Annotated in this window: 17 protein-coding genes and 1 pseudogene; 7 read left to right on the top strand and 11 right to left on the bottom strand. The window is 40.7% G+C overall.

Annotation, left to right across the window (positions count from 1 at the left end; translation table 11 throughout):
• Positions 1-479: 479 nt before the first annotated feature.
• Both MA_RS13190 and MA_RS13185 read left to right on the top strand, forming a co-directional pair.
• A complete protein-coding gene (locus MA_RS13190) occupies positions 480-1,223 on the top strand; it encodes a carbonic anhydrase (protein ID WP_011022504.1) in 744 nt (247 codons plus the stop codon).
• Positions 1,224-2,078: 855 nt separating this feature from the next.
• Positions 2,079-3,761 carry a TolB family protein gene (locus MA_RS13185; RefSeq protein ID WP_011022503.1) on the top strand — a complete coding sequence of 561 codons (1,683 nt, stop codon included), beginning with the start codon at positions 2,079-2,081 and terminating at the stop codon, positions 3,759-3,761.
• A gap of 192 nt (positions 3,762-3,953) precedes the next feature.
• Here MA_RS13185 and MA_RS13180 read toward each other — a convergent pair whose 3' ends face one another.
• Together MA_RS13180 and pncB are read right to left on the bottom strand one after the other, a co-directional pair.
• Positions 3,954-4,160 (bottom strand): hypothetical protein, encoded by a 207-nt coding sequence (locus MA_RS13180; protein ID WP_048065432.1) that lies wholly within the window; start codon positions 4,158-4,160, stop codon positions 3,954-3,956.
• Complete coding sequence (pncB, locus tag MA_RS13175) at positions 4,153-5,367, bottom strand: nicotinate phosphoribosyltransferase (protein ID WP_011022501.1); 1,215 nt, start codon at positions 5,365-5,367, stop codon at positions 4,153-4,155. Before pncB ends, MA_RS13180 begins: the two co-directional genes overlap by 8 nt.
• Positions 5,368-5,622: 255 nt before the next feature.
• Here pncB and MA_RS13170 point away from each other — a divergent pair, with 255 nt between their 5' ends.
• Positions 5,623-6,843 (top strand): trans-sulfuration enzyme family protein, encoded by a 1,221-nt coding sequence (locus MA_RS13170; RefSeq protein ID WP_011022500.1) that lies wholly within the window; start codon positions 5,623-5,625, stop codon positions 6,841-6,843.
• A gap of 235 nt (positions 6,844-7,078) precedes the next feature.
• Positions 7,079-7,579: a type 1 glutamine amidotransferase domain-containing protein gene (locus MA_RS13165; RefSeq protein WP_011022499.1), complete on the top strand. Its 501-nt coding sequence runs from the start codon at positions 7,079-7,081 to the stop codon at positions 7,577-7,579.
• A gap of 217 nt (positions 7,580-7,796) precedes the next feature.
• Here MA_RS13165 and MA_RS13160 read toward each other — a convergent pair whose 3' ends face one another.
• Positions 7,797-8,117, bottom strand: a complete 321-nt coding sequence (locus MA_RS13160; protein ID WP_157860225.1) for a protealysin inhibitor emfourin — start codon at positions 8,115-8,117, stop codon at positions 7,797-7,799.
• Positions 8,118-8,329: 212 nt separating this feature from the next.
• Positions 8,330-9,400 carry a M4 family metallopeptidase gene (locus tag MA_RS13155; RefSeq protein ID WP_048065431.1) on the bottom strand — a complete coding sequence of 357 codons (1,071 nt, stop codon included), beginning with the start codon at positions 9,398-9,400 and terminating at the stop codon, positions 8,330-8,332.
• Positions 9,401-10,226: 826 nt separating this feature from the next.
• Between MA_RS13155 and MA_RS13150 the strand changes: the two genes are divergently transcribed.
• Positions 10,227-11,414 carry a CotH kinase family protein gene (locus MA_RS13150; RefSeq protein ID WP_052279167.1) on the top strand — a complete coding sequence of 396 codons (1,188 nt, stop codon included), beginning with the start codon at positions 10,227-10,229 and terminating at the stop codon, positions 11,412-11,414.
• A 486-nt stretch (positions 11,415-11,900) separates the two neighbouring features.
• On the opposite strand, the gene MA_RS13145 is transcribed toward MA_RS13150, so the two are convergent.
• Complete coding sequence (locus MA_RS13145; RefSeq protein WP_011022495.1) at positions 11,901-12,125, bottom strand: hypothetical protein; 225 nt, start codon at positions 12,123-12,125, stop codon at positions 11,901-11,903.
• Positions 12,126-13,992: 1,867 nt separating this feature from the next.
• On the opposite strand from MA_RS13145, the gene MA_RS13135 reads away from it, so the two are divergent.
• Complete coding sequence (locus MA_RS13135) at positions 13,993-14,337, top strand: beta/gamma crystallin family protein (protein WP_048065429.1); 345 nt, start codon at positions 13,993-13,995, stop codon at positions 14,335-14,337.
• Between the two features lie 70 nt (positions 14,338-14,407).
• Here the strand turns inward: MA_RS13135 and MA_RS28695 are convergent.
• The 6 genes and pseudogenes from MA_RS28695 to MA_RS13105 form a co-directional block, all read right to left on the bottom strand.
• Positions 14,408-14,656 (bottom strand): annotated as a pseudogene (locus tag MA_RS28695) (IS1 family transposase); the annotation flags it as partial.
• Positions 14,657-14,840: 184 nt separating this feature from the next.
• Positions 14,841-18,542, bottom strand: a complete 3,702-nt coding sequence (locus MA_RS13130) for an eIF2A-related protein (protein ID WP_011022493.1) — start codon at positions 18,540-18,542, stop codon at positions 14,841-14,843.
• On the bottom strand, positions 18,529-19,137 hold the full coding sequence (locus tag MA_RS13125) for a hypothetical protein (RefSeq protein ID WP_052279166.1): 609 nt from the start codon (positions 19,135-19,137) through the stop codon (positions 18,529-18,531). Before MA_RS13125 ends, MA_RS13130 begins: the two co-directional genes overlap by 14 nt.
• A 488-nt stretch (positions 19,138-19,625) precedes the next feature.
• On the bottom strand, positions 19,626-21,182 hold the full coding sequence (locus MA_RS13120; RefSeq protein ID WP_048065428.1) for an SIR2 family protein: 1,557 nt from the start codon (positions 21,180-21,182) through the stop codon (positions 19,626-19,628).
• A 62-nt stretch (positions 21,183-21,244) separates the two neighbouring features.
• On the bottom strand, positions 21,245-21,424 hold the full coding sequence (locus MA_RS28690; protein ID WP_226990593.1) for a hypothetical protein: 180 nt from the start codon (positions 21,422-21,424) through the stop codon (positions 21,245-21,247).
• Positions 21,425-22,380: 956 nt separating this feature from the next.
• Complete coding sequence (locus MA_RS13105) at positions 22,381-22,812, bottom strand: metal-dependent hydrolase (RefSeq protein WP_083755995.1); 432 nt, start codon at positions 22,810-22,812, stop codon at positions 22,381-22,383.
• Between the two features lie 635 nt (positions 22,813-23,447).
• Here MA_RS13105 and MA_RS13100 point away from each other — a divergent pair.
• A complete protein-coding gene (locus MA_RS13100) occupies positions 23,448-24,059 on the top strand; it encodes an orotate phosphoribosyltransferase-like protein (RefSeq protein ID WP_011022488.1) in 612 nt (203 codons plus the stop codon).
• The last annotated feature ends 3 nt before the right edge of the window (positions 24,060-24,062 follow it).

Raw genomic sequence — 24,062 nt, 5'->3', positions numbered from 1 at the left:
TTTTTCGATTTTTCACTATTCTTAGCTTTTATATCATATGGGAGGCCCTAGTGTCTCGTCAATTCTTAAATGTAATTTCTACAAGTTTTTTATTTCTTTCGTACCTAAACTTATTTTTATGCATCTTAATTAAAAGACAATGCAGGCAGATCAGCCTGATTAACTGGCAGGGAACTTGAAGCACAGACTCCATGACATTTTCTATATCTTTCAGATATATGGCTTTTTGAATTTGCTGAAATCAGTCAATCATCCTTAATTTCTAAAAGGGCTGTATGCTCGTGGATTCTTGTAAACTGTTTTTAATGAAAAGGGTTTTGTGAGCAGGGGCATTCCTGAACTTACTTGTAATATGAGATAAGTTTCCACTTCCGATTTTTGATCAAAATATTTTTACATTTATTTTATTATCTTTTTTTAAATAAAAATGGAAACGCCTATATAACTTATAATCTTGACACTGTTACTGGAGGACTTCTATGAAAATTAACAGGATCTTTTTGGCTCTTCTTTTCTCCCTGGCACTTACCCTTGCCGGAAGCGGGTGTGTATCGCAGGGTGAGGGAGCAGAAGATGGCGAAAGTGCGGACACAGAGGTTGAAAGCGAGGTTTCGAACATCCGGGCAAATCCCGTGACCCCCTGGAATCCCGAACCAACCGAACCGGTAATTGACTCTACTGCCTACATCCACCCTCAGGCAGCAGTAATAGGTGACGTAACAATAGGCGCAAGTGTAATGGTTTCCCCGATGGCTTCGGTCCGGAGCGACGAAGGCACGCCGATTTTTGTTGGGGACGAGACCAATATCCAGGACGGGGTCGTACTACATGCCCTTGAAACGGTTAATGAGGAAGGCGAACCTGTGGAAAGTAATCTGGTTGAGGTTGACGGTGAAAAATATGCAGTTTACGTCGGAGAAAGAGTATCTCTTGCCCACCAGTCTCAGATCCACGGTCCGGCCTATGTCGGAAATGACACATTCATTGGTATGCAGGCTCTCGTTTTCAAGGCTAACGTAGGAGACAACTGTGTACTCGAACCGAAATCAGGAGCAATTGGTGTGACCATCCCTGATGGCAGATACATCCCTGCAGGTACTGTGGTAACCTCTCAGGCAGAAGCGGACGAGCTACCCGAAGTCACTGATGACTATGGCTACAAGCACACTAATGAAGCAGTAGTCTACGTAAATGTCAACCTGGCTGCGGGATATAACGCATAAAAGCACTTTCCTCTAAAGCAGAAAAATAAATGGATTGTACTATACAGGGAAAATATACAGAGTATAAAATATACAGAACAAGAAAATATACTAAAACAAGGAAATATACGGGAGATAAAACTTCAAAAGATACAAAGGACTTTAATCTAAAAAAACCTGTACCGAATCTTTTTTCTTTGCCCGGAACTGCCTTATTTCCCTGCTTTCGGGCAAGCCCTCTATTTCTTTTTTCATCCTAAGCGTACCACCCGAGTTTCTCTTCCCGAGTTTCGCTTCAGGATCACAGGAAATCGGAGATTTCCTGGGAGTTGCGATGTAATCGCAACAGCACGAGGTCCTTTTCGCTACGCTTCGCTCAAGAGGACTACGTTATGGTTTTAAACAATAATGTTTTTCTTCCCGAATTGCGCCTCGGGATCGCAGGAAATCGGAGATTTTCTGGGAGTTGCGATGTAACCGCAAAAGTACTCGATTGTTTCGCTTCGTTCAAGCAGACTAATTTGTAGGTAAAAATCGGGAGCTTCTCTCAAGAGGACTAAATTATGATTTCTCTGACCCGTACAACCATATTTGCCATACAGTATATCTTTCTTTTTCCACTCTATGCTGGAGAGCGGCTTTTCCCACAAAAACAGGATCAGGAAAAAGTGCCATAAGTAAAAGTCACCAGGGAAGCAAATACGAACCAACGGAAAAATTTGTGGGTATCAGCTAACATGTGAATTAAAAAGCGACTGTGAGTTTTGTTTTCTGAATTCAGTTAATAAAATATAATATGGACTAAAGTTTCGATATATTATATAATTAATCGTTTATAATTATGTATCTAATTTTTTAAGTTAACAGTGAGGACTCATGAGAGAAATACTCAAAGGTTTTTGTTCTTTATTGTTCATTGTAATTCTCGTCCTGCCTGTGGAGGCAGTACCCAATGAACTGTCTGAATACGACAACTTTACAGAGGATTCGGGATTAAACAAAACCTCAAATGCTTCGCGTTACTACTTTGATTCCGATTCCGGTTTGATCTGTGTTGCTGCAGGAAAGACCGTAGATTCTGGGGAAATTATCTCTGCAGATGAGCTTGTGGAAGAAATCACTTTTCTTACTGACAGTCCAGAATCGGAATCGTCTCCGGTCTGGACTGCAGACGGCCAGTACATCATGTACACCGTTGAAAGAAACGACTCAGAAAATTTAGAATCATATCGGATGAAAGCAGATGGAAGTTCGATCGAAAGAACCGGAATTGGGGAAGGAAACCTTGCCGGTTTCAGTGATATAAATCTTAATGGAACAGAACTGATTTTTACAAAATCAATTAATTCTCAGCCTGGACTGTATCTGGCAAATCTTGAGAATGGAACAGTATTCCCTGTTGCTGATGACCCGCAGATCTCCGAATACTGGGGGGCTTGGTGCCGCCTCGGGAAAAAAATAACCTACACGCAGAAGGCGGCAGAGATCCCGTCGCAGTTATGGATAGTTGACCGGGACGGAAGCAACAAATTCAGGCTTGGAACCTCTGAAAATGTGGGGACTGGGAAGGACTGGTGTCCTCTAGGGCTGAGAGTGATATACAGCGCAAAAGATTCAGAAGATAACTCAGATCTATGGGTAATAGACTTTTATGGTACAAACCAGGTCAGGTTAACAAATACATCCTGTAACGAATGGAACCCCTCTTTCAGTCCAAACGGAAAATGGATAGCGTACGTCTCAGACGAAGGCGGAAGCCCTGATATCTGGCTCAGGGATATCGAAGGAAACTATAGATCCAGAGTTACAAACAACACCGGAAGTCCTGATTCTGTTCCAAAGTGGAGCCCTGACGGGTCAAAAATCGTTTTTGCGGGATACAACCCGGAGAATAATTCTGAAATTAATTCGACGAACACTGATATGATAAACGGTTCCAACATTAATGGTTCGGATATTGATGCAAATGGTTCGGATATTGATGAAATAAATGGTTCCAATGCAACTACATTTGAAAGTTCAGATACAGCTACAGTTAGTGGTTCTGACATTGTTATTATAAAGCTCGTCTCCTCCTCTTATATCTCCCCCTATCCAGAAATCACCAGTGTAAAAGCCGCTCCTCCCGAAGGAGTTTCTCCGGAGGGAAATGTCACAATTTCCGTAACAGTACTCAATGAAGGAGGAAACGCATCTGAAGGCTATATCTCAGTCTCCTTCCCTGAAAATGAGACGATAGAAGATGTAGAGGGAACAGGCAGCAGTGTTGATGTTTATTCAAAAGGAAATTCTATCCAGGGAAATACCGGAGAGATAACCGCTCAGTATCCACTTGTTGAACTTGCGGAGTATGATTGGGGTGCGGGGAAGGAAGAAACGCTCAACGTGACAGTGACACCGAATAACCGAACCGAGGAAATTGTGTTTTTCGTAAGGTCCTGGCTGAAAGACGATAGCAACGGCACTTACATAAGAGACCCTTCACTCTCTGCGGACCGGGACCAGCAGGGATATGCTGTATACAGATATTCTACAGGTATTCTACAGAGTATTCAATGAATATATCTGAGGATCTGAGGAACGAAACATTTCTTCCTGAAGCAGAATATTTGGTCATTAAAGATCTATCCGAAAAGTCAATAATGGCATGTTGTAGAAGTTACAATAGGTCATAATATCGAGTATCAGTTAAGTTGTGCATATTGCCAATTGTAAAAGTTACAGTAGGTCACAACACTTTTCGGATAGGCTCTAAGTCAGGATTCTTCTCCTTCTTTTCCTTCTTTTTCCTTCTTTTTCCCTCTTCTTTTCCTTCTTTTTCCCTCTTCTTTTCCTTCTTTTTCCCTCTTCTTTTCCTTCTTTTTCCCTCTTCTTTTCCTTCTTTTTCCCTCTTCTTTTCCTTCTTTTTCCCTCTTCTTTCCTTTTCTTTTTTCTAACTTTCTTCTTTAAGTCATTCATCCAGCCCTTTTCTTCCGACGATATAGTTTGCAACCCTCAGGGCGTCCCTTTCTCCTGTCTCTTTTTCGGGAGAGTCGCTTAATTTCACTACCGGAATGCCGTTAACACTGTGGAGTTTAATCACCATATTCAGGGGAGGACTTTCCCGGAAAAATTCCGAATTGTTGGTAAGGCTTGTACCTATCCCGAAACTGCAGTTGATTTTGTCCTGGCAGTATTTTTTGAGCCGGATTGCGGCTTCGGCGTTGAGGGCATCGCTGAAAACTATTACCTTTTTCATCGGGTCGATGCCCATTTTCCTGTAATGATCTATCACCCTGTCCACAAAGGTGAAAGGGTCTCCACTGTCGTGTCTGAACCCGTCGTAGATTTTTGACAGTTTCAGATCCATATCCTTAAAAAAGGCCTCAGAGCCGAAGGTATCCGTAAGGGCAATCCCAAGGTCTCCTTTGTAGACCTCCACCCAGTTTTCGAAAGCGAAGCGGTTAGCATACCTGAGCCCTATAAGCGCAGAAGTGCCCATAATCCACTCGTGGCCTACCGTACCTATAGGTTTTAAACCATACTTTTTTGCAAAAAAGACATTGCTGGTCCCTGTGAGGGTTTCTATCTGCAGAAGGGTTTTCATCACCTGGTCGTGGAGTTCAAAGCTTCTTCGCCTGCGGGTCCCGAACTCGGCAAAAAGGCAACCGTTTTCCTCAAGGATCTTTCCGATTTCCAGGATTTTTTCTCCATAGGCTGTAAGGATGGATTCGGATGTCGCGGAGATGTTTCCGTCCCATTCCTTTCCGTTCCATTCCTTTTCTATAGTCGTGAAGTAGAGTTCGGAGACCGCAGCCATAAGAACAATCTCCCAGAGAATCGTGCTATGCCAGGGCCCTTTTATTCGGATGTCCAGTTCTTTTTCTTCGGTGAGGCAGACTTCTACTTCCCCGGGTTTGAAGCGGAAATTTTTGAGGTATTCAAGGTACATCGGTTTTAAAAAAGAGCAGTTTTCACCAAGCCACTGGTATTCGTCTTCTGTCAGCATCAGGGCGGAGATATCTTCGTCTATGACTCTCCTGAGCTTTTCTACGAACTCTTCGGAAAAGTGATGGGATCCACGATTGGTAAAACGATATTCTGCCTCTGCTTTTGGAAATAATTCCAGTACAGCCATTTGCATGGTGAATTTATAAAGGTCGTTATCAAGTATCGATTTTATCACGGAAGGCCTTCCTTTAACGTTTTAGCTTGATTCTGGCGCAACATCCGTAACTTCTCAGTAATATTGCGGCTTTTTGCTTCACGTATATAGCCTGTTATATTTTTAAAATTTCTGATGTACCTGCTCAAAAACAAGTTTTCTTTATTAAGTTAGGACAACCTTAAACCTCTTTCTTGCCTTTTCTTCCAAACAAATAATTACCGGAAAGACAGATAATTTGTCTGGACATTAATTTTAACAGGGGGTTTTAGGGATATGGAAAGAGAACTTAAGTTTGCAACCAAATGTGTGCATGCAGGAGAAGAGCCGGACCCTGTCTTCGGGGCGCATACGACTCCGATATTTCAGACTTCAACTTTCATTTTTAAGAATGTCGAACAGGGGGCTGCCAGGTTTGCAGGAGAGGAATCAGGGTACGTATACACAAGAATCCCTCCGAACACACCTACACATGCGGTCCTTGCCGAAAAGGTTGCTGTACTTGAGGGCGGGGAGGCAGGACAGACCTTTGCTTCCGGAATGGCTGCAATAACCGCAGTTGTACTCTCAACCCTGAAACAGGGAGACCACCTGATCTCAACGGATGTGGTGTACGGCTGCACCTACAGCCTCTTTTCGGAGATCCTGCCCGGGTTTGGGATAGATGTCAGTTTTGTTGATACATCCGATATAAAAAAGGTGAGAGCAGCCTTTAAGCCGGAAACCAGAATGGTTTTTCTGGAAACGCCTGCCAATCCCACAATAACGGTCTGCGACATCAGGGAGATTTCCAAACTTGCAAAGGCACAGGGGGCCATTTGCATCGTGGATAATACCTTTGCAACGCCGTATTTCCAGAAACCCCTTGAACTCGGGGCAGACATATCCCTAAGCAGCTGCACAAAATACATAGGCGGGCACGCTGACCTTCTCGGTGGAATCGTTGTAGGGAGCAGGGATTTTATGAAAAGCCTGGGAAAGGTTGTTGGGTATACCGGAGGGATCATGGGACTGCACGAAGCCTGGCTCTGTATCAGGGGGCTTAAGACTCTGCACATCCGGATGGAAAGGCATGCTGAAAACGCCCTGACGGTTGCAAACTTCCTTGAGGCTCATCCCACAGTAGAATGGGTCAGGTATCCCGGACTTTCAAACCATCCTCAGCACGAGGTCGCAAAAAAACAGATGAGCGGCTATGGTGGAATGCTCTCTTTCGAGATCAGGGGAGGAGTTGAAGCCGGGCGCAGGCTTATGGACAGCGTCAGGCTCTGCTCTCTTGCAGTGAGCCTGGGGGCAACTGATACCCTTATCCAACACCCCGCTTCCATGACCCATGCCTGCATTCCCGGGCATATAAGAAACAAGGTCGGAATCAAAGACGGACTTGTCAGGCTGTCTGTTGGAATCGAAGACCCTGAAGATATAATTGCAGACCTTGAACAGGCCCTCTCAAAAGTTTATTGCCGGAGAGGAAACGGATTCGACCCATGTAATTGAATTTCACCTGTTTTATTTTCAGAACCAGACAAGGTATATTTGCCGCGGAAATAATCTTTATTTCAACAATCAGCGCATAAAATCAGAACTCAAGACCAGATAATCATAGGCAGATAATCATAGGCAGATAATCATAGGCAGATAATCATAGGTCTAAACAGAAAAGCCTGAACTTTAAGCTAAACCGAAAAATGAACCTTAAGCTAAAACCATAACTTAACCGGGGGAGTCTCATATGAAAGCACTTGTATTCGGAGCCGATGGTTTTGAAGACCTTGAACTTTTTTATCCTTACCACCGTCTGAAAGAGGAAGGTATAACCACACATGTAGCCTCTATGAAAAAGGGGCCGATAACAGGAAAGCACGGCTATGAAATCACTGCCGATATCGCTTTTAAGGATGTGAACTCTGCAGATTATGATATCATCGTAATCTCCGGCGGAAAAGGTCCGGAAAAAATGAGGCTTGATAAGGATGCCCTTGAGATTGTAAAAAACTTTTTCAAGAAAAACAAACCCGTTGCTTCAATCTGCCACGGCCCGCAGGTTCTTGTCTCGGCAGACGTGATAAAAGGCAGGAAAGCTACCTGCTGGATAGGAATCAGGGACGACATCATAGCTGCAGGAGCACAATACGAAGATAGTGAAGTTGTCGTGGACGGGAACCTCGTATCTTCAAGGAATCCAGGAGATCTGCATGCTTTCGGAAGGGAAATGATCAAATTGCTGAAATGAAATGTTCTTGGGAATATAAGGTTTACGGGGATGGTAGGAAAAATCAAAGTTGCACTGGTACACCTCGCTTCAAACAAGGAATATATTCGTGCCCCCAATCTCTTTATAATGGAATATTGAAAATTGAGAATTTTCATTTGTTGATATGTTTCTTTTTCTTCCCATTTTCCCTGATCGAAGTGGCACATAAAAATCGTTAACCGATGAAAGTAAGTTATTATTTGCCTTTTCTGATCTGATCCCATGCAAGTTCTTGCAAAAAAGTTATTAGAGGAAGTAATGAATCTGGAGCCGTAATGTCATTAAATGATAAAGAAATCCTCATATTTCCTTCATGAACCATAAGTTTATAGTGCAATACATCAGGAGGGCCGGATAAATTGGGAATAACTTCTTTTTCTTTAAGGTCAAATATCCTGGAGCTTTCTACAAGCTGTATGAGCTTATCGGCAACTTCTTCAGGAAGTGTATCTGTGTTCCCATGATATTTTAACTTAATATTGGCATATCCACCTGAACTTTCAAAGTCGATGTGCATGACCATCTTGCTCCTATATGATTATGGAAAGCTCCCAACACTTTTACAAGGCACTGGAAGCAATCCATAAAATTCCTCCTCATTGGCTGTCTCAGAACTCAATTCACGGTATGAAGCCAATTCACGGTATGAAGCCAATTCACGGTATGAAGCCAATTCACGGTATGAAGCCGATTTTCTACATTAATTAGCTTTGTTCCCATTAATCTAATTTAAAATAGCCCTACTTCCCTAAAAGCTGTTCTTACTCTTTGCGTCGCATCTTTGTCTACTTTGTTGTTTTTTGCAAGAATCCGTGCAGCTTTTACAATCTCCCCGACAGCTTCCTTGAAAATTGCAGTAGGCCAGAGGTTCTGTAATGCATTATACCAGATTAAAGCTGCTTGATCGGTCCCTATTTCGATGGCTGTGAGGTAAAAAGCTTTATTCATAATGCCGCTGTTGATGTGCACACCACCGTTATCGCCAGTGCCAGTGTAGATATCTTTCATATGTGCAGGTTGAGGATCCTTGCCTAAAATACTGTTATCATATGCAGTTCCCGGTTCACTCATGGAACGAAGGGCTTCTCCATATAATTCCGGCCCCATGATCTCGTCACCGATTAGCCAATCAGCTTTGTCTGAAGTCTGATTCTCGACCCACTGCGTGATCACCGTTCCAAATACATCAGCGAAATGTTCATTCAAAGCGCCCGATTGACCATGATATTCAAAGTCAGCAGTAAACTGAACAACGCCATGACCCAGTTCATGAGCTATTACATCAAGAGATTTGGAAAAGTTGGTGAATATTATGCCGTCTCCATCACCAAGAGTGATTTGCTCGCCATCCCAAAAAGCGTTATTGTATTTTACACCGAAATGTACGTTGCATATCAGATCCATGCCATTGTTATCCAGGGAATTTCGGTTTATTACTTTCTCCTTTAAAAAATCGCGATCTTTGCTAACGTAATCGTAAGTGAGATCCACGGATTCAATGCCTGTAGGAGAAGAATTCCCTCCTTGATCACGCTTTAGTGTCTTTTGAAACGTTGTTGTATTTTCAGAATCATATACCTGCACATATGCCCTGCCTACTGGCACAACAGCTTTAGGTAATCCAGCCTCCATTCCCATCTTTTTAGAAGTCTCAGTCCTTTTCTCCCGGAAATACTGGCTCTGCAGAATGGTCGACTTTGCTTCTTCAATTCCAGCTTTCGCCATATTATCAAGAACATAAGGTGGAATAAACGTTGAGAAACATTTATTATCCGACCCCACTTTTGTGAAATTATTCATCTCTTTTCCTCCCCCTAAGTATCTACTTTCGGTAAATAACTCACATTCCGACCCCTTTCTCAAAAGTGCCAATTACATTTTAGACAGAGGTAATTTACGAACAAAAACATCACTAATATTAGATTTTTTGTCTCGCAAAATAATATAAAAAATTAAAACTCGGAATGTGAGAGGTAACTTGTTTTTCTTAAAATTTTTATTGATTTCATGTTGGCAGGCAACTTGTTTTTTCTAAACAGGTTACTTACCTTGTTTTGTCTGCCAATTCAATATTCTACCTATATTATATATTACGTAATATAAAAGAAATGGAGAAAATGTATTCAGAACCTATAGCTAAGATTGCATGTAACCTGCATTCAGTAGACTTTAGAAGATGATAATCATTGTTGATAGCGTTTTTGAAACTATACCCCACATTTTAGATGGAGTCTATATTTTTCCAAAATTTTAATTCGTGTGTAAGTGAGTGCACATGTACAGGATTGTATTTTTTGACGTGACTTCGTTGAGAATATCAAGGCTCAAGCTTTCTATCAACCTGGTCTGTGTAAGTACTGCTAATCCCTATATCCGAAAGGAATGCTGCTAGAGAATTTCGAAACATAAAATTTTTATAACACCTAATATATATTCTGCCATTTTTTTATATCGCTGAAAATATAGGAAATATGACTTATGCGATGGAACTGAAAAATCAATAATGAGAATACCATTTAATCTAAAAATTATGGATTTAAAACGCAATTTTTATCGCGCTTGGTTTTTCGCTCAGGTGCGTGAGTCCTATTATTAGTCAAATTAAAAGTGGGAAGGGGGAAAAGGGATGAGCAAGCAAGAATTATGCAACGATTTCTATGATATGAACAATGTGGTAACTATTCGAATCACCATGCCACAAAGCGACTGGGAAGCGTTGAGAAACGCGGAGCCATATGGTGGGATATGTAACTATGCTTACACCGAAGATCGGTATGATTGGTTTAAAACTACATCGGTAGAAATTGCGGGTTCTGCATTTCCTTCAGGAGGATTTCACAGCTTTGAATCCGTAGCGATCGGGAAAAAGTCCTATTGCGGATCTTTTAGCACATCAAAACCATCGTTGAAACTGAACTTTTCGAAATACGTTTCCTCCAATGAAAAAGCGATTGAGGGTCTGGTTGGTACACAGTATATTACTCTTAACAACTGTGTGCAGGATCCTTCATACATCAGGCAACCGCTTGGATATTTCCTGTTCAAACAGGCTGGTCTTCCGTATTCGCGATGCAATTTTGCCAAAGTTTACGTTAATGGTACGGACTACGGTGTTTACCTGAACATCGAGCCAATCAAAAAGCGTCACATACAAAACAACTTCAATGACAACGACGAGGGAAATCTTTATGAGATTGAAGAAGGTGAAGATTTCACCCAGTCTATCATTGATGCTGACCGGATCAGCTGTGAAAGTATGTCTAAGTACTCCAACATGAAAGACCTGGAGCTTGCAACCACGGAAATTTCCGATAATGGGTTGTCAGGAATGGCGAAGGTCATAGACATCAATCAATTCCTTCGATTCTTTGCGATGGAAGTTCTTTTGAAGCACTGGGACGGATATACAAACAAATTAAACAACGCATATATTTATAATGATGTTGTGGCTGTGAAGACTCCCAGTGTAAACGACGTAAAATTTAAGTTTATCCCATGGGGGGTGGATCGGATACTGCAAAAAACCGAAAAGTTCCAGTTGTATGACGCCTCCGTTCTCGGGAAGCTTGTCCTTGAAGACGCTAACAGCCTTGCTAAACTCAAGATGGAAATCAGAAATTATTCCAACACTATTTTTGACCGAGGCAACTACAATAACGTGCTGAATCCCTACATTGACCAGATGCAGAACATTCTCATCAGCCTTGGTCTAACAGAGCTGACCTCGCAAATCGAAGGCGTCAGAGAGCAGTTAAAGCTGGTAAAGTCTGGAGGATTTCAACTTATAGGTGAATTCTCAGCAGCCCTGGTCTAACTGAGCTGACCTCTCAAATGAGGTTGTTAAAGAGCCGTTAAAGTTGGTCAAATCCGGTGGATTTAAACTACTGGTGAATAACCATTCAATTTTGCTTTCTTGCTCGACAGAGAAAGGTTATTGTTTTTATGCCAGCAATATCGAGTTTGCCGGCGATACCGGAGAATAGCAAGAAGTTATCATCATGTATCCAATACGGCTTCAGCGGACACGTGGTCTATTTCCCTGTCTGGTCAATTGGGAATTTGCAAGTTCAAAAACAGAGAGTATGGCACATATGTCTATTGCAGTTCCATAGTGCAGACTTCTAGTGGTAATCTGAACGTTTACAGTGTCCTTTATTTACAGAGTCCTTTATATAGTATCCTTTACTTTTGGGATGGCAGGCGAATATATCGGAGTGCCCGAAAATCAAACTTCACTTTTTAAAGTGTTTCTACGAATGACGGTCTGGCCTGGAATAACCCTTCCATTTATGGTTGGGGTTTAATAACGGACAGGAGTAGAACCATACCTCGAACCTTTTCTTTCTTCATCCTCTACTTTTATCTTATACGATGCGGTTTCACCAGCTGGTTTTTCGTCTTCTACTTTTATTTTATACCAGCCACACCAACGGCAACTTTCTTTGCCGTGCATGATGTGTTTTACAATATGAGCAAAACCTATTATCGCTAAGATAAAGCCCACTATTTTTATTAATTTATGCATAATTATTCACCCCAAGCTATTATTGTACCTTATCGTTTATGAAGATACGCAAACAGGTAGAAAGCCGTCGGTTATAAAGAAAATAAGTTATGTATAAAGCGGATCAATTGTTATTAATAATAAAAAGGCGGTTTGTGACATGCATAAATAGTAACTTTTGTGTATGGAACTCGCTGGATAAGGACCCGCTGCGAAATAACGTATGCATCCGTATTCCCATGGATCAAACTTTGAATATGGACAGCCTGCTTATGAATATACTCATTTAATTTCTCAATCTGCTAATCCTTAATGTGCAACTTATTCTTCAACAGGCAAGGCCTGCACGCCTTAAGTCCTAAAAACTATACTTTCCCAATCGATAAGTCCTGGCCTTTTAGATTAGCTTCAGGTATATGTGCGTAGTTAGGGTATGTGAAAGGCTACAAAAAAGAAGCTGTGCCTGGTTCCACATTATTTCCACAAAATCCTTTTTCGTATCCTCTTCAAATTCAAGGGAGAATTTTCCAACCAGAAGAATACGCAACAAAGTTGAATGCAGCTCTTGACATTATTTTACCCTGGCTGAATAGTTGCAGAGAAGGTAACTATTCATTAACTTCGATTTCTTACTTCTGTTTCTTGTGAATCCAATAATTATTTTTTTATATTTATAGTGACATTTTATTATCCTAAACAAACCTATTTTTTGGCGTGTTTTTCTATGAAACCCCTTGTCAAATTCACTCTGAAGGATGGCAGTACTGTATTAGTAGAAGCAGAAGAGACTGAAGTTAAAGGGGAAACGGTTCGTGTTTCACGTCCATCTACATCTCGCGAGATTGTAGACGGCGCAAATCAAACATTTGAAGAGTCGCTTGGTATTGTAAAGCCGGTATGTTTATGGCAGCGGGTACGGGTGCCAATTTTAATGTGACTTTGACCTGAAAGAATTGAAAACACGAAAAATTGAAATCATTTTCATTTCTGTGTTCTGATTTTAATCTGTTTCTAAAATAATGGAACAATCCAACAAGCAGGGACATCATGATACCTGAAGGTTTAACTGCAGGAATCGTTCAGATTCTCAGGAATGATGATATTGTTGTTGGAACCGGATTTCTCGTCTCTAAGAGCGTGTCTTAAAATTCAATTTAATTATACAATTGGGATAGGACTCATGTATTTGGACTAAAAAACGGTAGAATTGAACCGTTAAATGTCTAAAGTTTAAATTTTAACCATGATGTCTAATGCATTTGATATTATGCATAGAGCTAATATGTTAGATATAATTAATTTACTGAGTGACCTTAAGATCAACAATGCGTACTATCCAAATGTAGAAATGATTTGAATTTTAAGACAGCCTCTAAGAGCGTGTTTAAAAATTAAACTTTATCCTAACCAGGATAAGACTCATGCATTTGAACAGAAACACGGTAGCATTTAATGTTTACCGTACTTGATTTTATATTTTGAGTGCATATAGTCCGATGGGATAAAGTGATATCTCAAGGTCGATGTGTATCTGAATTTCGGGAAAATTTACGATCTAAATTTTAAGTTAAAGTTGCTCATTATCCAACTGGAGAAATGGTTTGAATTTTAAGACAGCCTCTATGATTAAAAATTGACTCTGAAAATAGAAAATGGTTCCAAAGAAATCCAGCAATGGCAGAAGGAATAAATATCACATGTGGAATTTAAAGGAATTACTAATTTATAAGGATCCTGTTCAATAACTTGGGGACACGATCAGGTTCCGATACCTGCAAAAATGATTTACGAAACTGATTTAATTTGACAATATCAAGCTATCTGCCAGGAAAAAATGATTGAAAAATTAAAACTGTCTTAGACATAAGTTTTGGGAGTGTGGTATTTTATGGGAAAAGAGATATTCGGTATTGTGAGGAAGGTGCTGTATGTTTTACTGCTGATCTTTTTTGCGATGTCTGCAACAGCCGGGACAGTAAACGCAGCAGAAGTAATTGTATACGAGCATGTTAACTTTGGGGGAAAAAGCTTTGACGCTACTTCTGATCAACCAGGCGCTGGAGATAACTTGAATGACAAAATATCATCAATTAAGGTCAAGTCAGGTACATGGCGATTCTATGAATATATAAATTATGGAGGTCGCTATTGGGATCTTGGACCAGGAGAATATTCTTCGGTGGAAAGTGCTGGTATACCCGACAATTCAATTTCGTCATTTAGACAGATTTAAAAACGCATTTCATGTCACAGAATCCTTCGTAGAAATTAACATGGTTGAGAAAAAAATTGGTAGTCCAGTGTCATATGATCGATGATTTAAAACACTGAAAGTCAAAAGATTTCGTAGTGTTCACTTTGAATCTGTAATCCCTGCTTCTCTTGCAGGTGTATTTTTACATTCAACGCTTTTTCCATCTTTGTACTTTAATCCCACATGCTCTCTACATAAGCTGAAATGAGTACAGTAGGGCTTCATTTGATTTACGAACCGTTTTACTACTTTAGACACTCCTATTTTTTCTCGAAAATCTGTTTTTGTCCTGCCTGAAAGCGCGGTAGACGTCGCAATTAAAAGTTGACTTTTCGGAAGTTGTAAGTTTAATGCTGTTGTTTTTGTACTTCAAGTGCGTACGCCCCGGAATTAAAACTCCAACTTTATAAACACTAAACCAGTAACAACACCGAATGTGCTTGATTTCATATATAGTGCGTAAGTCCTATATTTACAAACGTTTATGGTAAATTTGGAAATCTCTTGTGATACGGCTTATCGCCCATATATTCTTTCCATTCCTCTGGTTTAAGATTCCGGGTTAGACGATTGTTGGCTTCATCTATAAGATCTTCTGTATCAGATATCCACAACTTTGCTGTCCACAACCTTGCTGTTTTGTCGACACTCGCCGTTGCGATGTATTTTCCATCAGGACTGAACACAACATTATTCACACCACTATCATGTCTCAGATAGGAAATTTGTTTACCTGTAGTTGCATTCCATAAACGCGCTTTGTCAGCGCTTGCCGTAGCAATATATTTTCCATCAGGACTGAATACAACAGTATTTACCCTACCAGCATGGTTCAGAACAAAAATTTTTTCACCTGTAGCTGTGTCCCATAGACATGCTGTATTATCGTAGCCCGCCGTAGCAACATATTTTCCATCAGGACTGAACACAACATTATTTACCGGACCATCATGTTTCATATCAAAGATTTTTTCACCTGTAGCTGTACCCCACAAACGTGATGTATTGTCATCACCTGCCGTAGCAATATATTTTCCATCAGGACTGAACACAACATTATTTACCCTATCAGTATGGTTCAGAACAAAAATTTCTTCACCTGTAGCTGTATCCCATAAACGTGATGTATTGTCATCACTCGCCGTAGCAATATATTTTCCATCAGAACTGAATACAACAGTATTTACCGGACCATCATGGTTCAGAACAAGGATTTGTTTACCTGTAGCTGTATCCCATAAACGTGATGTATTGTCATCACTCGCCGTAGCAATATATTTTCTATCAGGACTGAATACAACATTACGCACCGGATCAGTCTGATTCAGAACAAAGATTTGTTTACCTGTAGTTGTATCCCATAAACGTGATGTATTGTCAGCGCTCGCCGTTGCGATATATTTTCCATCAGGACTGAATACAGCATTATTTACCCTGCCAGTGTGGTTCAGAACAAAAATTTTTTCACCTGTAGTTGTATTCCACACGTCTGCTGTTTTGTCAGCGCTCGCCGTAACAACATATTTTCCATCAGGACCGAACACAACATTGTTCACACCACTATCATGTCTCAGATAAGAAATTTGTTTACCTGTAGATACATCCCATAAATGTGCTGTTTTGTCAGCGCTCGCCGTAGCAACATATTTTCCATCAGGACTGAATACAACAGTATTTACCCAACCATAATGGTTCAGAAAAAAAATTTTTTCACCTGTAGCTGTATCCCATAAACGTGATGTATTGTCAGCGCTTGCCGTTGCGATGTATTTTCCATCAGGACTGAATACAACAGTATTTACCGAACCATCATGTTTCATATCAAAGATTTTTTTACCTGTAGTTGTATTCCAAACTCCTGCTGTTTTGTCATCACTCGCCGTTACTATGTATTTTCCATCAGGACTGAATACAACAGTATTTATACCACTATCATGTTTCATATCAAAAATTTTTTTACCTGTAGTTGCATTCCATAAACGCGCTTTTTTGTCAGCACTCGCCGTAGCAACATATTTTCCATCAGGACTGAATACAACAATATTTACCGGACCATCATGTTTCATATCAAAGATTTGTTTACCTGTAGTTGTATCCCATAAACGTGATGTATTGTCAGCGCTCGCCGTTGCGATATATTTTCCATCAGGACTGAATACAACATTACGCACCGGATCAGTCTGATTCAGAACAAAGATTTGTTTACCTGTAGCTGTATCCCATAAACGTGATGTATTGTCATCACTTGCCGTAGCAATATATTTTCCATCAGGACTGAATACAACATTATTTACCCTACCAGTATGGTTCAGAACAGAAATTCCTTCACCTGTAGTTGTATTCCATACGCCTGCTGTTTTGTCAGCGCTCGCCGTAGCAACATATTTTCCATCAGGACTGAACACAACATTACGCACTGGATCAGTATGGTTCAGGACAAAGATTTGTTTACCTGTAGATACATCCCATAAACGTGATGTATTATCATTGCTCGCCGTAGCAACATATTTTCCATCAGGACTGAACACAACATTATTCACATCACTATAATGTTTCAGAATCACAACACGGTGAGGCATGGATAATAATCCCTGACGTATTAAATGATCGGCAGTCGATGTTATATGAATTTTCAATGATTCGATAGCAAGGAGAACACTTTTATCTAGATTCCTGGGATCTCCCTGAAGAAGGGCGGAATTTAAATTTAAATCCGAAGCACGAGCTTCTTCCGCGTTTTCCTTGGCTTGATGCCATTCAAAGACTGCAACTAAAGCTAGAAGTATAGCAAGAAAAGAAATGGCTGCAAGTCTTTTATAGAAAAGTTGTTTGCTCTCTGCCAGTTCTTTCTCTGCCCGTAGTTCTTTCTCTAGCCTTTCTTTCTCTGCCCTTTCTTTCTCTAGCCTTTCTTTCTCTGCCCATTCTTTCTCCGCCCACTCTTTCTCTATCCGTTCTTTCTCTATCCGTTCTTTCTCTGCCCTTTCTTTCTCTGCCAGTTCATCATTAAAAACCCTGTTAGAAGATAGTATCGGCTTGATAAAACCGTCGTGGGTCAGTTCATACCAGCGCGCACCTGCCCGCCACTCTGCTCTAATAAGGTGCATGCTTTCAAGCACATCAATGGCTGTATTGGGAATGCCGCCAGTGGACTCTTGAGCCCGGTATACCATCCCCCGCGTCCCCATCGTCGTTATCAGCACTTCACCGAACAATCTGCGCAGGCTCTCCTCGTCAATATGTGCCGTAGCTGCCGCTGTCCTTATAGCTTCTTCGTAAAATCTGTAAAGTTCCTGTTCTACATTGCCATAGGTTTTCAGGTGATGAAACGTGATTTGCTTGACATCTGGCGGTAACTCTCTCCAGAGGTTCTGGCACACTACCTGAAGTTGCACAGCCTCTATGAACTCTCCTGTTACCTCAGTGGTCTCGCCTGGTGTCGTTTCAACTCGAATCTTCAGCAAATCATCGACAAGTTTTTCTGCCACACCTTCTGCAAAAGAACGACCGGTATCTCTTAACGGCTCTTTGATTGCCAGCAGTGCAGCCTCACGTCGCAGGCGCTCTATGTGAAAACGCGTCCGCAATCTCTCGGGAAGAAGCTCTACATAAGGGTCTAGTTGAGCTATGAAATCCTCCCGTATGACAAAAACAACCCTCAAAAGGGGGTCTGTTTCCAGAGCAGCGCTTATTTGCTCAAAAAATCCCTCTCTATCTTTCCAGCGGTCCTGATATAAAGAGAATATTTCCTCAAACTGGTCGAAGATAACGGCACGGGGTAAAGGTATGCCATCTTCATCCTGCAGGCGCTCCTGTTCATTCAAAAAATCAACGAGTTTCATTTTGGTCAGGCGTTCAACGTCGTATTCATCTTCAGCCCAGCTTGTGAGCGTATTAAGAACATATATGTTCGAAATCTCGTCAGTTTTTATATTTCTTAAAGGTGTGCCTTTAACTCGCGCCACCGGGAAAACTTCAAACCGGTTTTCCTTCAGGAGAGGAATAAGCCCGGCATTGATAAGTGAAGTCTTACCTGCACCCGACTGGGCATAGACGAGAACCAGATTATGTGCAATGACTAAGGACAGGAGATCACGAGCTTCACGGTCTCTTCCGAAAAAAATGAATTTATCTTCCTGTTCAAAAGGCCGAGGGCCCACGTAAGCCTGGAATTCAGGTTCTTCCATTGAAAACCTCCCATCGCGTTTTCAATTCCGCGGCAAATTCGTGGCAATCTTGCCAGTGTACCTGGATATAAAGATCCTCAAAATAGCGATCCAGATATTTCTGAGCTTTTTCTTCCCGGGTCTCAGAAAAATTCCCTGGCCCGAGCTGCACGGATATGTGCTTTCTACCCGTACTTCTTTCTAAGTATCCAGCAAAAATCCGGAAATTACGGCTTTCAAGAGCTTGCACCATAAGGTCATCGTAAGTTGTGGTAATATAACTTGGCAGTGGAAAATAGGCTAGCACTCCGTGAATTTCATCAGTAGTTTCAAAGTATGTTGGTGTGACTTCTTCTGACAGTTCAGTGATTTTATTACAAACCTCATCCCTTGGAAACATCTCGTCTTCTTCGGTCATAGCTACAAACTGAACCACCCTTGTCAAGTCATCAGGGTCTTCCATTGGGTAGTCGTACTCTCTTGCCCATTCATTTACAATTTGGGAAATAACTGGAATCTTTTCAGAACAAGCTACAGATCCGAGAAAGGGGGTACACTTCCCGTTCTTGATCCTCCGAAGAAGGTCCCAATCCTTCTCTTCCAGTATATTTGGCATTACTGATACCCTCCACAAAGTTTAAAATTCGAACCATTTCTCCACTTGGATAATAAGCAACGGTACCATCCAAGTTGTAGGATCAAGTTTAATTTTAGTACACGCTCTGAGAGAGCAAAAAACAAAGTGCACCAGAGCTGCAGCTCTGCTGATGAAAAATAAGATCATAACCTTTCCCCCATTATATATTTTCAATTAATGGTTAAAAAGACATCGGCTCTTCGTTTTTGTGTGGGTTGAAATTAATTTTCCAGTTGAAAAGAAAACACACTAAAAAGATAAACATTGATTCCGGATGTGATTCCCCACAATAAATGTTTTCAAATATTATATGTGTTACACACATATTCAGAACATTACTATAAATTGTACACTCGAAATAGCGATCCTGCTGAAGCTTTACCCTTAAACCCTCGGCTTACCTGAACCTGGGATCGAAAAGACGCTCCGCACCGTCTCCTCAATCCTTATTTGTTGGGCGGTGACAATTAAGACCGATCCTTCTTTATTAAAACCGGTGTTAGATGCCCTGGAATATTCTGTAGTTGGATTTGTACATACCCAAATCTATATGCATCTTCAATGCTACGCCCTCCTCCTAATGCCTGGTAAAAACCAATTGCGAAGGCGATAGCAGCTCTATCACCGATTTCCTGGTTCATGCCAATGACATATTTGATGTGTTTAGCGATGGCTTTTGCCTGAATCTCTGAGTAACAAGCATTCAATATTACACAATTCACCTGACCGCTAAATTGTTCAAACAATGCAGCCAACGCATCAGGCTCGACTGAGTGGGCTTTCCCTGCCAGATCCTCAAAGCACAAAGCACCGATAGGTGTGCCATGACCAGAAAAATGGACGATTTGCGGCTGTGTATCAAGCAAAGCCTGGGATATATCTGACGGGCGAACCGACAACTGTGGCAATTCTAATGTAAAGTGATCCCGAAGTCTAGCCAATTTCAGTTTTTCTTGAATCTCTCGAAATTCTTCACCAAGCCGCAGGCGAGACGCATCAGTGGGATCGGCTGCCAAGAAGAGTATCGAAACCTTATCAGCCTCTTCTTTTGTTTTACCAGTTCGCTCATACTCCGTCTTAAACCGGTCAATACTTGTCATATCGGTATATTTTTTTACGGTACCACGATTGAAAGCCTCCCATCGTGTTTTCAATTCTGCGGCAAATTCGTGACAATCTTGCCAGTATACCTGGATACGAAGATCCTCAAAATAGCGATCCAGATATTTCTGGGCTTTTTCTTTTTGGGACTTAGCAACATTCCCTGGCACAAGCTGCACGGATATATGCTTTCTACCTATACTACCTATACTACCTCTTCCTATGTATTCATCAAGAATCCGGCAAAGAATACGGAAATCCCAATCAGTTACCTTGTAGCCTATAAGAAGAAGAGATGTGCCTCCAAATGCCTGCTGAATACGCGGCGGAAGCAGGTTTTGTTCCTTTGAAATGGCAACGAGGAAGTCCAGATAGTTGTCCTCTGTTAGAACCAGCGACTCCGGTATTTTATAGCAGCCATTGAGGTGATATACTAAAGGTTTTTCAGGAGTAGGGTCGAAGTCTGGTGATGTTGGTTTGCGTTGAATCAGGTATTCATTCCACCGACATATTTCCTGGGTTGGTGTTTTGCCACAGCTTTCAAGAGCTTGCACCATAAGGTCATCGTAAGTTGTGGTAATATAAATTGGCAGTGGGAAATCGGCTAGCACTCCGTGAATTTCATCAGGAGTTTCAAAGTATGTTGGTGTGACTTCTTCTGACAGTTCAGTGATTTTATTACAAATCTCATCCCTTGGAAACATCTCGTCTTCTTCGGTCACAGCCACAAACTGAGCCACCCTTGTCAAGTTATCAGAGTCTTCCATTGGGTAGTCGTACTTTCTTGCCCATTCATTTGCAATCTGGGAAGCAACAGAAATCTTTTCAGAACAGGCCCAAAATCCAAGAAAAGGAGTACATTTTCCGTTCTTGATTCTCTTAAGAAGGATGTCCCAATCCTTCTCTTCCAGCATTTTTGGCATTACTAATCCCCTCCACAAAGTTAAATTTTCTTCTCAATTTTTCTCGTTTTTGTTCTTCCCACTCACCTGCTGTCTTGAATCCTGCTCTGTACTGAAAACAGACCTGCGAGGGTAGAAATAGCTACAAAGACAAAAGCGCTTGTTTGTTGAATCGTCGTTGTCTGTTGATAGATCCCGCCGCGGATTGTAATACAAAAAATAAGCCCGAGAAATGCCCCGATAACTGGTGATAGAAGGTACATGGCAAGCAAGCTCAATACCAGTTCAAGATTACCTGCATACCAATAGAAAGATCGAAGAGCATGAACTAAATTCCCAAGAGCACCAGCTAATGCTACAATGAGGAACAATCATTCTTTATCCGAAAGCTTTCCGATAAGGATTTTTCCACCGGCTCGAAAGGTATGTGTTTGTAGGTCTTCTGGAATAGATTCAGCTTCATCAATTGAAGTCTTTGTATTCGATTGTATATTATAATTAATTGAGTATAATTATAAAATACAATAGAAAATCTAAGTCAGAACTTTAGGTCATTACAATTACCGGGGTTCTGTTGGAAGGAGGCCAATATGATAGAGGATAAAAGCAATAAGGCAGTGCGTCGATTTTTCCGACAAATCACAAATTTCAAGAAGTTATTGGGTCATAAATTCGATATCTGAAGATCAGTTTCATCGACAGTATACGAAAACTTAACTTTGAATTTATAGCAAATTCTCTATATTTTCCTCAAAATACCAGGATTATGGTATCTTAAAAAGATTTTGTAATATTTTGATGGGGGACGGGTTCATCAACTTGTCTATCTGGCTGCTTTTCATCGATAGTGTTATTGTATTTACAAACAAACACAAAATATATAAACAGCAATTAAGTATAATGAAAAATGTGTCAATCTCACAAAAAACAACAAATGCAACAATAGACAAAGCAATAATCTTAGCACCAACGGTCCTTATTTACTTTATTAGCTACTTTTTTATATTTATTAAAGAAACACCGAATGAAAACAATAACATTAGACTATACAACCGCCTCAATAAGCTTAATACCACCAATAATGTTTTTAGCAGCAATATTTATTTTTCACAAATTATGATATTTTTTAATATCTTCTGGGATCGTCAAAAAACCAGAAAATAATACACAGTCTCTAAAATATTATTTAATATGTGACAAATGATAAGTATCGGTTGTTTTATAACTCTCTAAAAGACCTTTTAAACAGCTTTAATAAGTATTTTAGTCCAGTTTGGTGCGGATTTTTGCGGAAACGCCATCCTAGGAGAGGCCAAAATAAAGTTCGAGGCGATGCCCACATCTGATCTTCCATAAGGTGTAAAATGGAACCTATTGCAAGGGTAAGGACTTTGATATCCCCTCTTTTATCATATAAGTATAAACCTGTCAGAAAGAGAGTAAAAGAAAATAACAATGTATGAGCTATTATCCGTCCGTTTGCAATGGCAGAAGAAAAGATAACCATTCCTATAGGTTTATCTATTAAGTCTGGAAGGAGCGATCCAATAACCAGATATGTTGGATCTATAATGGTTCTTAATTGTGGTATGAAAAATGCAACTCCGAAAATTATCCCTAGCGTGACGCCAATATGTCCAAAAAGAAGCATCAGCATTAAAAGGTACTGTAGTTACATATAAATGTGGTCTAAAGATCTGTTTCTTGCAAAACTTTACAAAAATAGCAACGTTTTGACCTGAAGTGCGCCATAGTGAACTGCTGGAATGGGCTATTGGTCTCGAGTTGATGTCGCTTTTGTCATCGGTTAATGAATTCTAGGCATAACTTCGAACATCATTTTAGCGATTTTCAGACTTAGTGCCTATCCGAAAAGTCGGTAATGCGATCGAAAAGTTACAGCAGGTCTATAATAGCAGGGCATCCTCTTCGGTTTTGCATATTGCTAATGGTAAGTTACCATAGGTCACAACACTTTTCGGATAGGCTCTTAAATGTCAGATCTTGGCATAAAATCAACACTTTTTAAATTTTTCTATCTTAACTGAATTCATATAAAAAAGATTAAGAACATCATTATCTGGAAAAAGCAATGTATGGACTGCAGAAAAATTTTTGATAAAGGAGATGCTTGCTTCCATCTGCGACTTTTCTCTTAAAAGAAGAAATTGTAAAAGAATCAATCTTTAGCTGAAAAAAAAGATATAACGCTTGATATTATAATACGGTCTTAATTTAGAGGTTCCGGAAATACAACCGGATAAAATCTCAGGTGGGAATAGAAATATGAAAGATATCGAAGATTTAATCGAGAAAGCTGTAGAACTGCAGAGTAACGGGCTTATTAGCGCCCAGATTGCCGATGAACTCAACATCTCAAGAGAAACGGTTACCTGGCTTTTAACACGTTCAAAAAAAGAAGAAGCAACCCCTGCTCCGAAAGATATTTCTGTAGATTGGAGCAGTATAGGGAAAAGTGCTAAACGTCTCCACAATATCTCGCTTGCACTCTGCGACATGGTGCTTGAGACCATGGAAAAGGTGAATGCCGAGGTAGACGTGGTTGTTGGTATTGCTGCCAATGGTGTACCTCTGGCAAGCATGATGGCATATGAACTGGATGCGGATTTTGCGATTTATCATCGTAAAGGGCAGGGCATCGTTCACGCAGGCCACAGAGGGACCATAAGCAGAAATTTTGGATCCGTTGCCGGTAAAAACTGCATTATCGTGGATGATGTTATTACCACCGGTTCAACCAGTATGGAAGTGATTGAGCAACTGAAAGAAATGGATGCAAAACCAAGAGTTGTAACGGTACTGGTCGACAAAAAAGGTGTAGATACAATATATAATGTTCCGATTCAGTCTCTTGTAAGAATTGCACGTGTGGACTGAAAA

The sequence above is a fragment of the Methanosarcina acetivorans C2A genome (genome assembly GCF_000007345.1).
In the GTDB taxonomy this organism is placed as follows: Archaea; Halobacteriota; Methanosarcinia; order Methanosarcinales; family Methanosarcinaceae; genus Methanosarcina; species Methanosarcina acetivorans.
This window is presented reverse-complemented; position numbering and strand designations above follow the sequence as displayed.

Bases quoted from the DNA above. Each gene is read 5' to 3' on its own strand.
- MA_RS13190 (WP_011022504.1), top strand. From the start codon at position 480: ATGAAAATTAACAGGATCTTTTTGGCTCTTCTTTTCTCCCTGGCACTT.
- MA_RS13185 (WP_011022503.1), top strand. From the start codon at position 2,079: ATGAGAGAAATACTCAAAGGTTTTTGTTCTTTATTGTTCATTGTAATT.
- MA_RS13180 (WP_048065432.1), bottom strand. From the start codon at position 4,160: ATGAATGACTTAAAGAAGAAAGTTAGAAAAAAGAAAAGGAAAGAAGAG.
- MA_RS13170 (WP_011022500.1), top strand. From the start codon at position 5,623: ATGGAAAGAGAACTTAAGTTTGCAACCAAATGTGTGCATGCAGGAGAA.
- MA_RS13165 (WP_011022499.1), top strand. From the start codon at position 7,079: ATGAAAGCACTTGTATTCGGAGCCGATGGTTTTGAAGACCTTGAACTT.
- MA_RS13160 (WP_157860225.1), bottom strand. From the start codon at position 8,117: ATGCACATCGACTTTGAAAGTTCAGGTGGATATGCCAATATTAAGTTA.
- MA_RS13155 (WP_048065431.1), bottom strand. From the start codon at position 9,400: ATGAATAATTTCACAAAAGTGGGGTCGGATAATAAATGTTTCTCAACG.
- MA_RS13150 (WP_052279167.1), top strand. From the start codon at position 10,227: ATGAGCAAGCAAGAATTATGCAACGATTTCTATGATATGAACAATGTG.
- MA_RS13145 (WP_011022495.1), bottom strand. From the start codon at position 12,125: ATGCATAAATTAATAAAAATAGTGGGCTTTATCTTAGCGATAATAGGT.
- MA_RS13135 (WP_048065429.1), top strand. From the start codon at position 13,993: ATGGGAAAAGAGATATTCGGTATTGTGAGGAAGGTGCTGTATGTTTTA.
- MA_RS13130 (WP_011022493.1), bottom strand. From the start codon at position 18,542: ATGGAAGAACCTGAATTCCAGGCTTACGTGGGCCCTCGGCCTTTTGAA.
- MA_RS13125 (WP_052279166.1), bottom strand. From the start codon at position 19,137: ATGCCAAATATACTGGAAGAGAAGGATTGGGACCTTCTTCGGAGGATC.
- MA_RS13120 (WP_048065428.1), bottom strand. From the start codon at position 21,182: ATGCCAAAAATGCTGGAAGAGAAGGATTGGGACATCCTTCTTAAGAGA.
- MA_RS28690 (WP_226990593.1), bottom strand. From the start codon at position 21,424: ATGTACCTTCTATCACCAGTTATCGGGGCATTTCTCGGGCTTATTTTT.
- MA_RS13105 (WP_083755995.1), bottom strand. From the start codon at position 22,812: ATGCTTCTTTTTGGACATATTGGCGTCACGCTAGGGATAATTTTCGGA.
- MA_RS13100 (WP_011022488.1), top strand. From the start codon at position 23,448: ATGAAAGATATCGAAGATTTAATCGAGAAAGCTGTAGAACTGCAGAGT.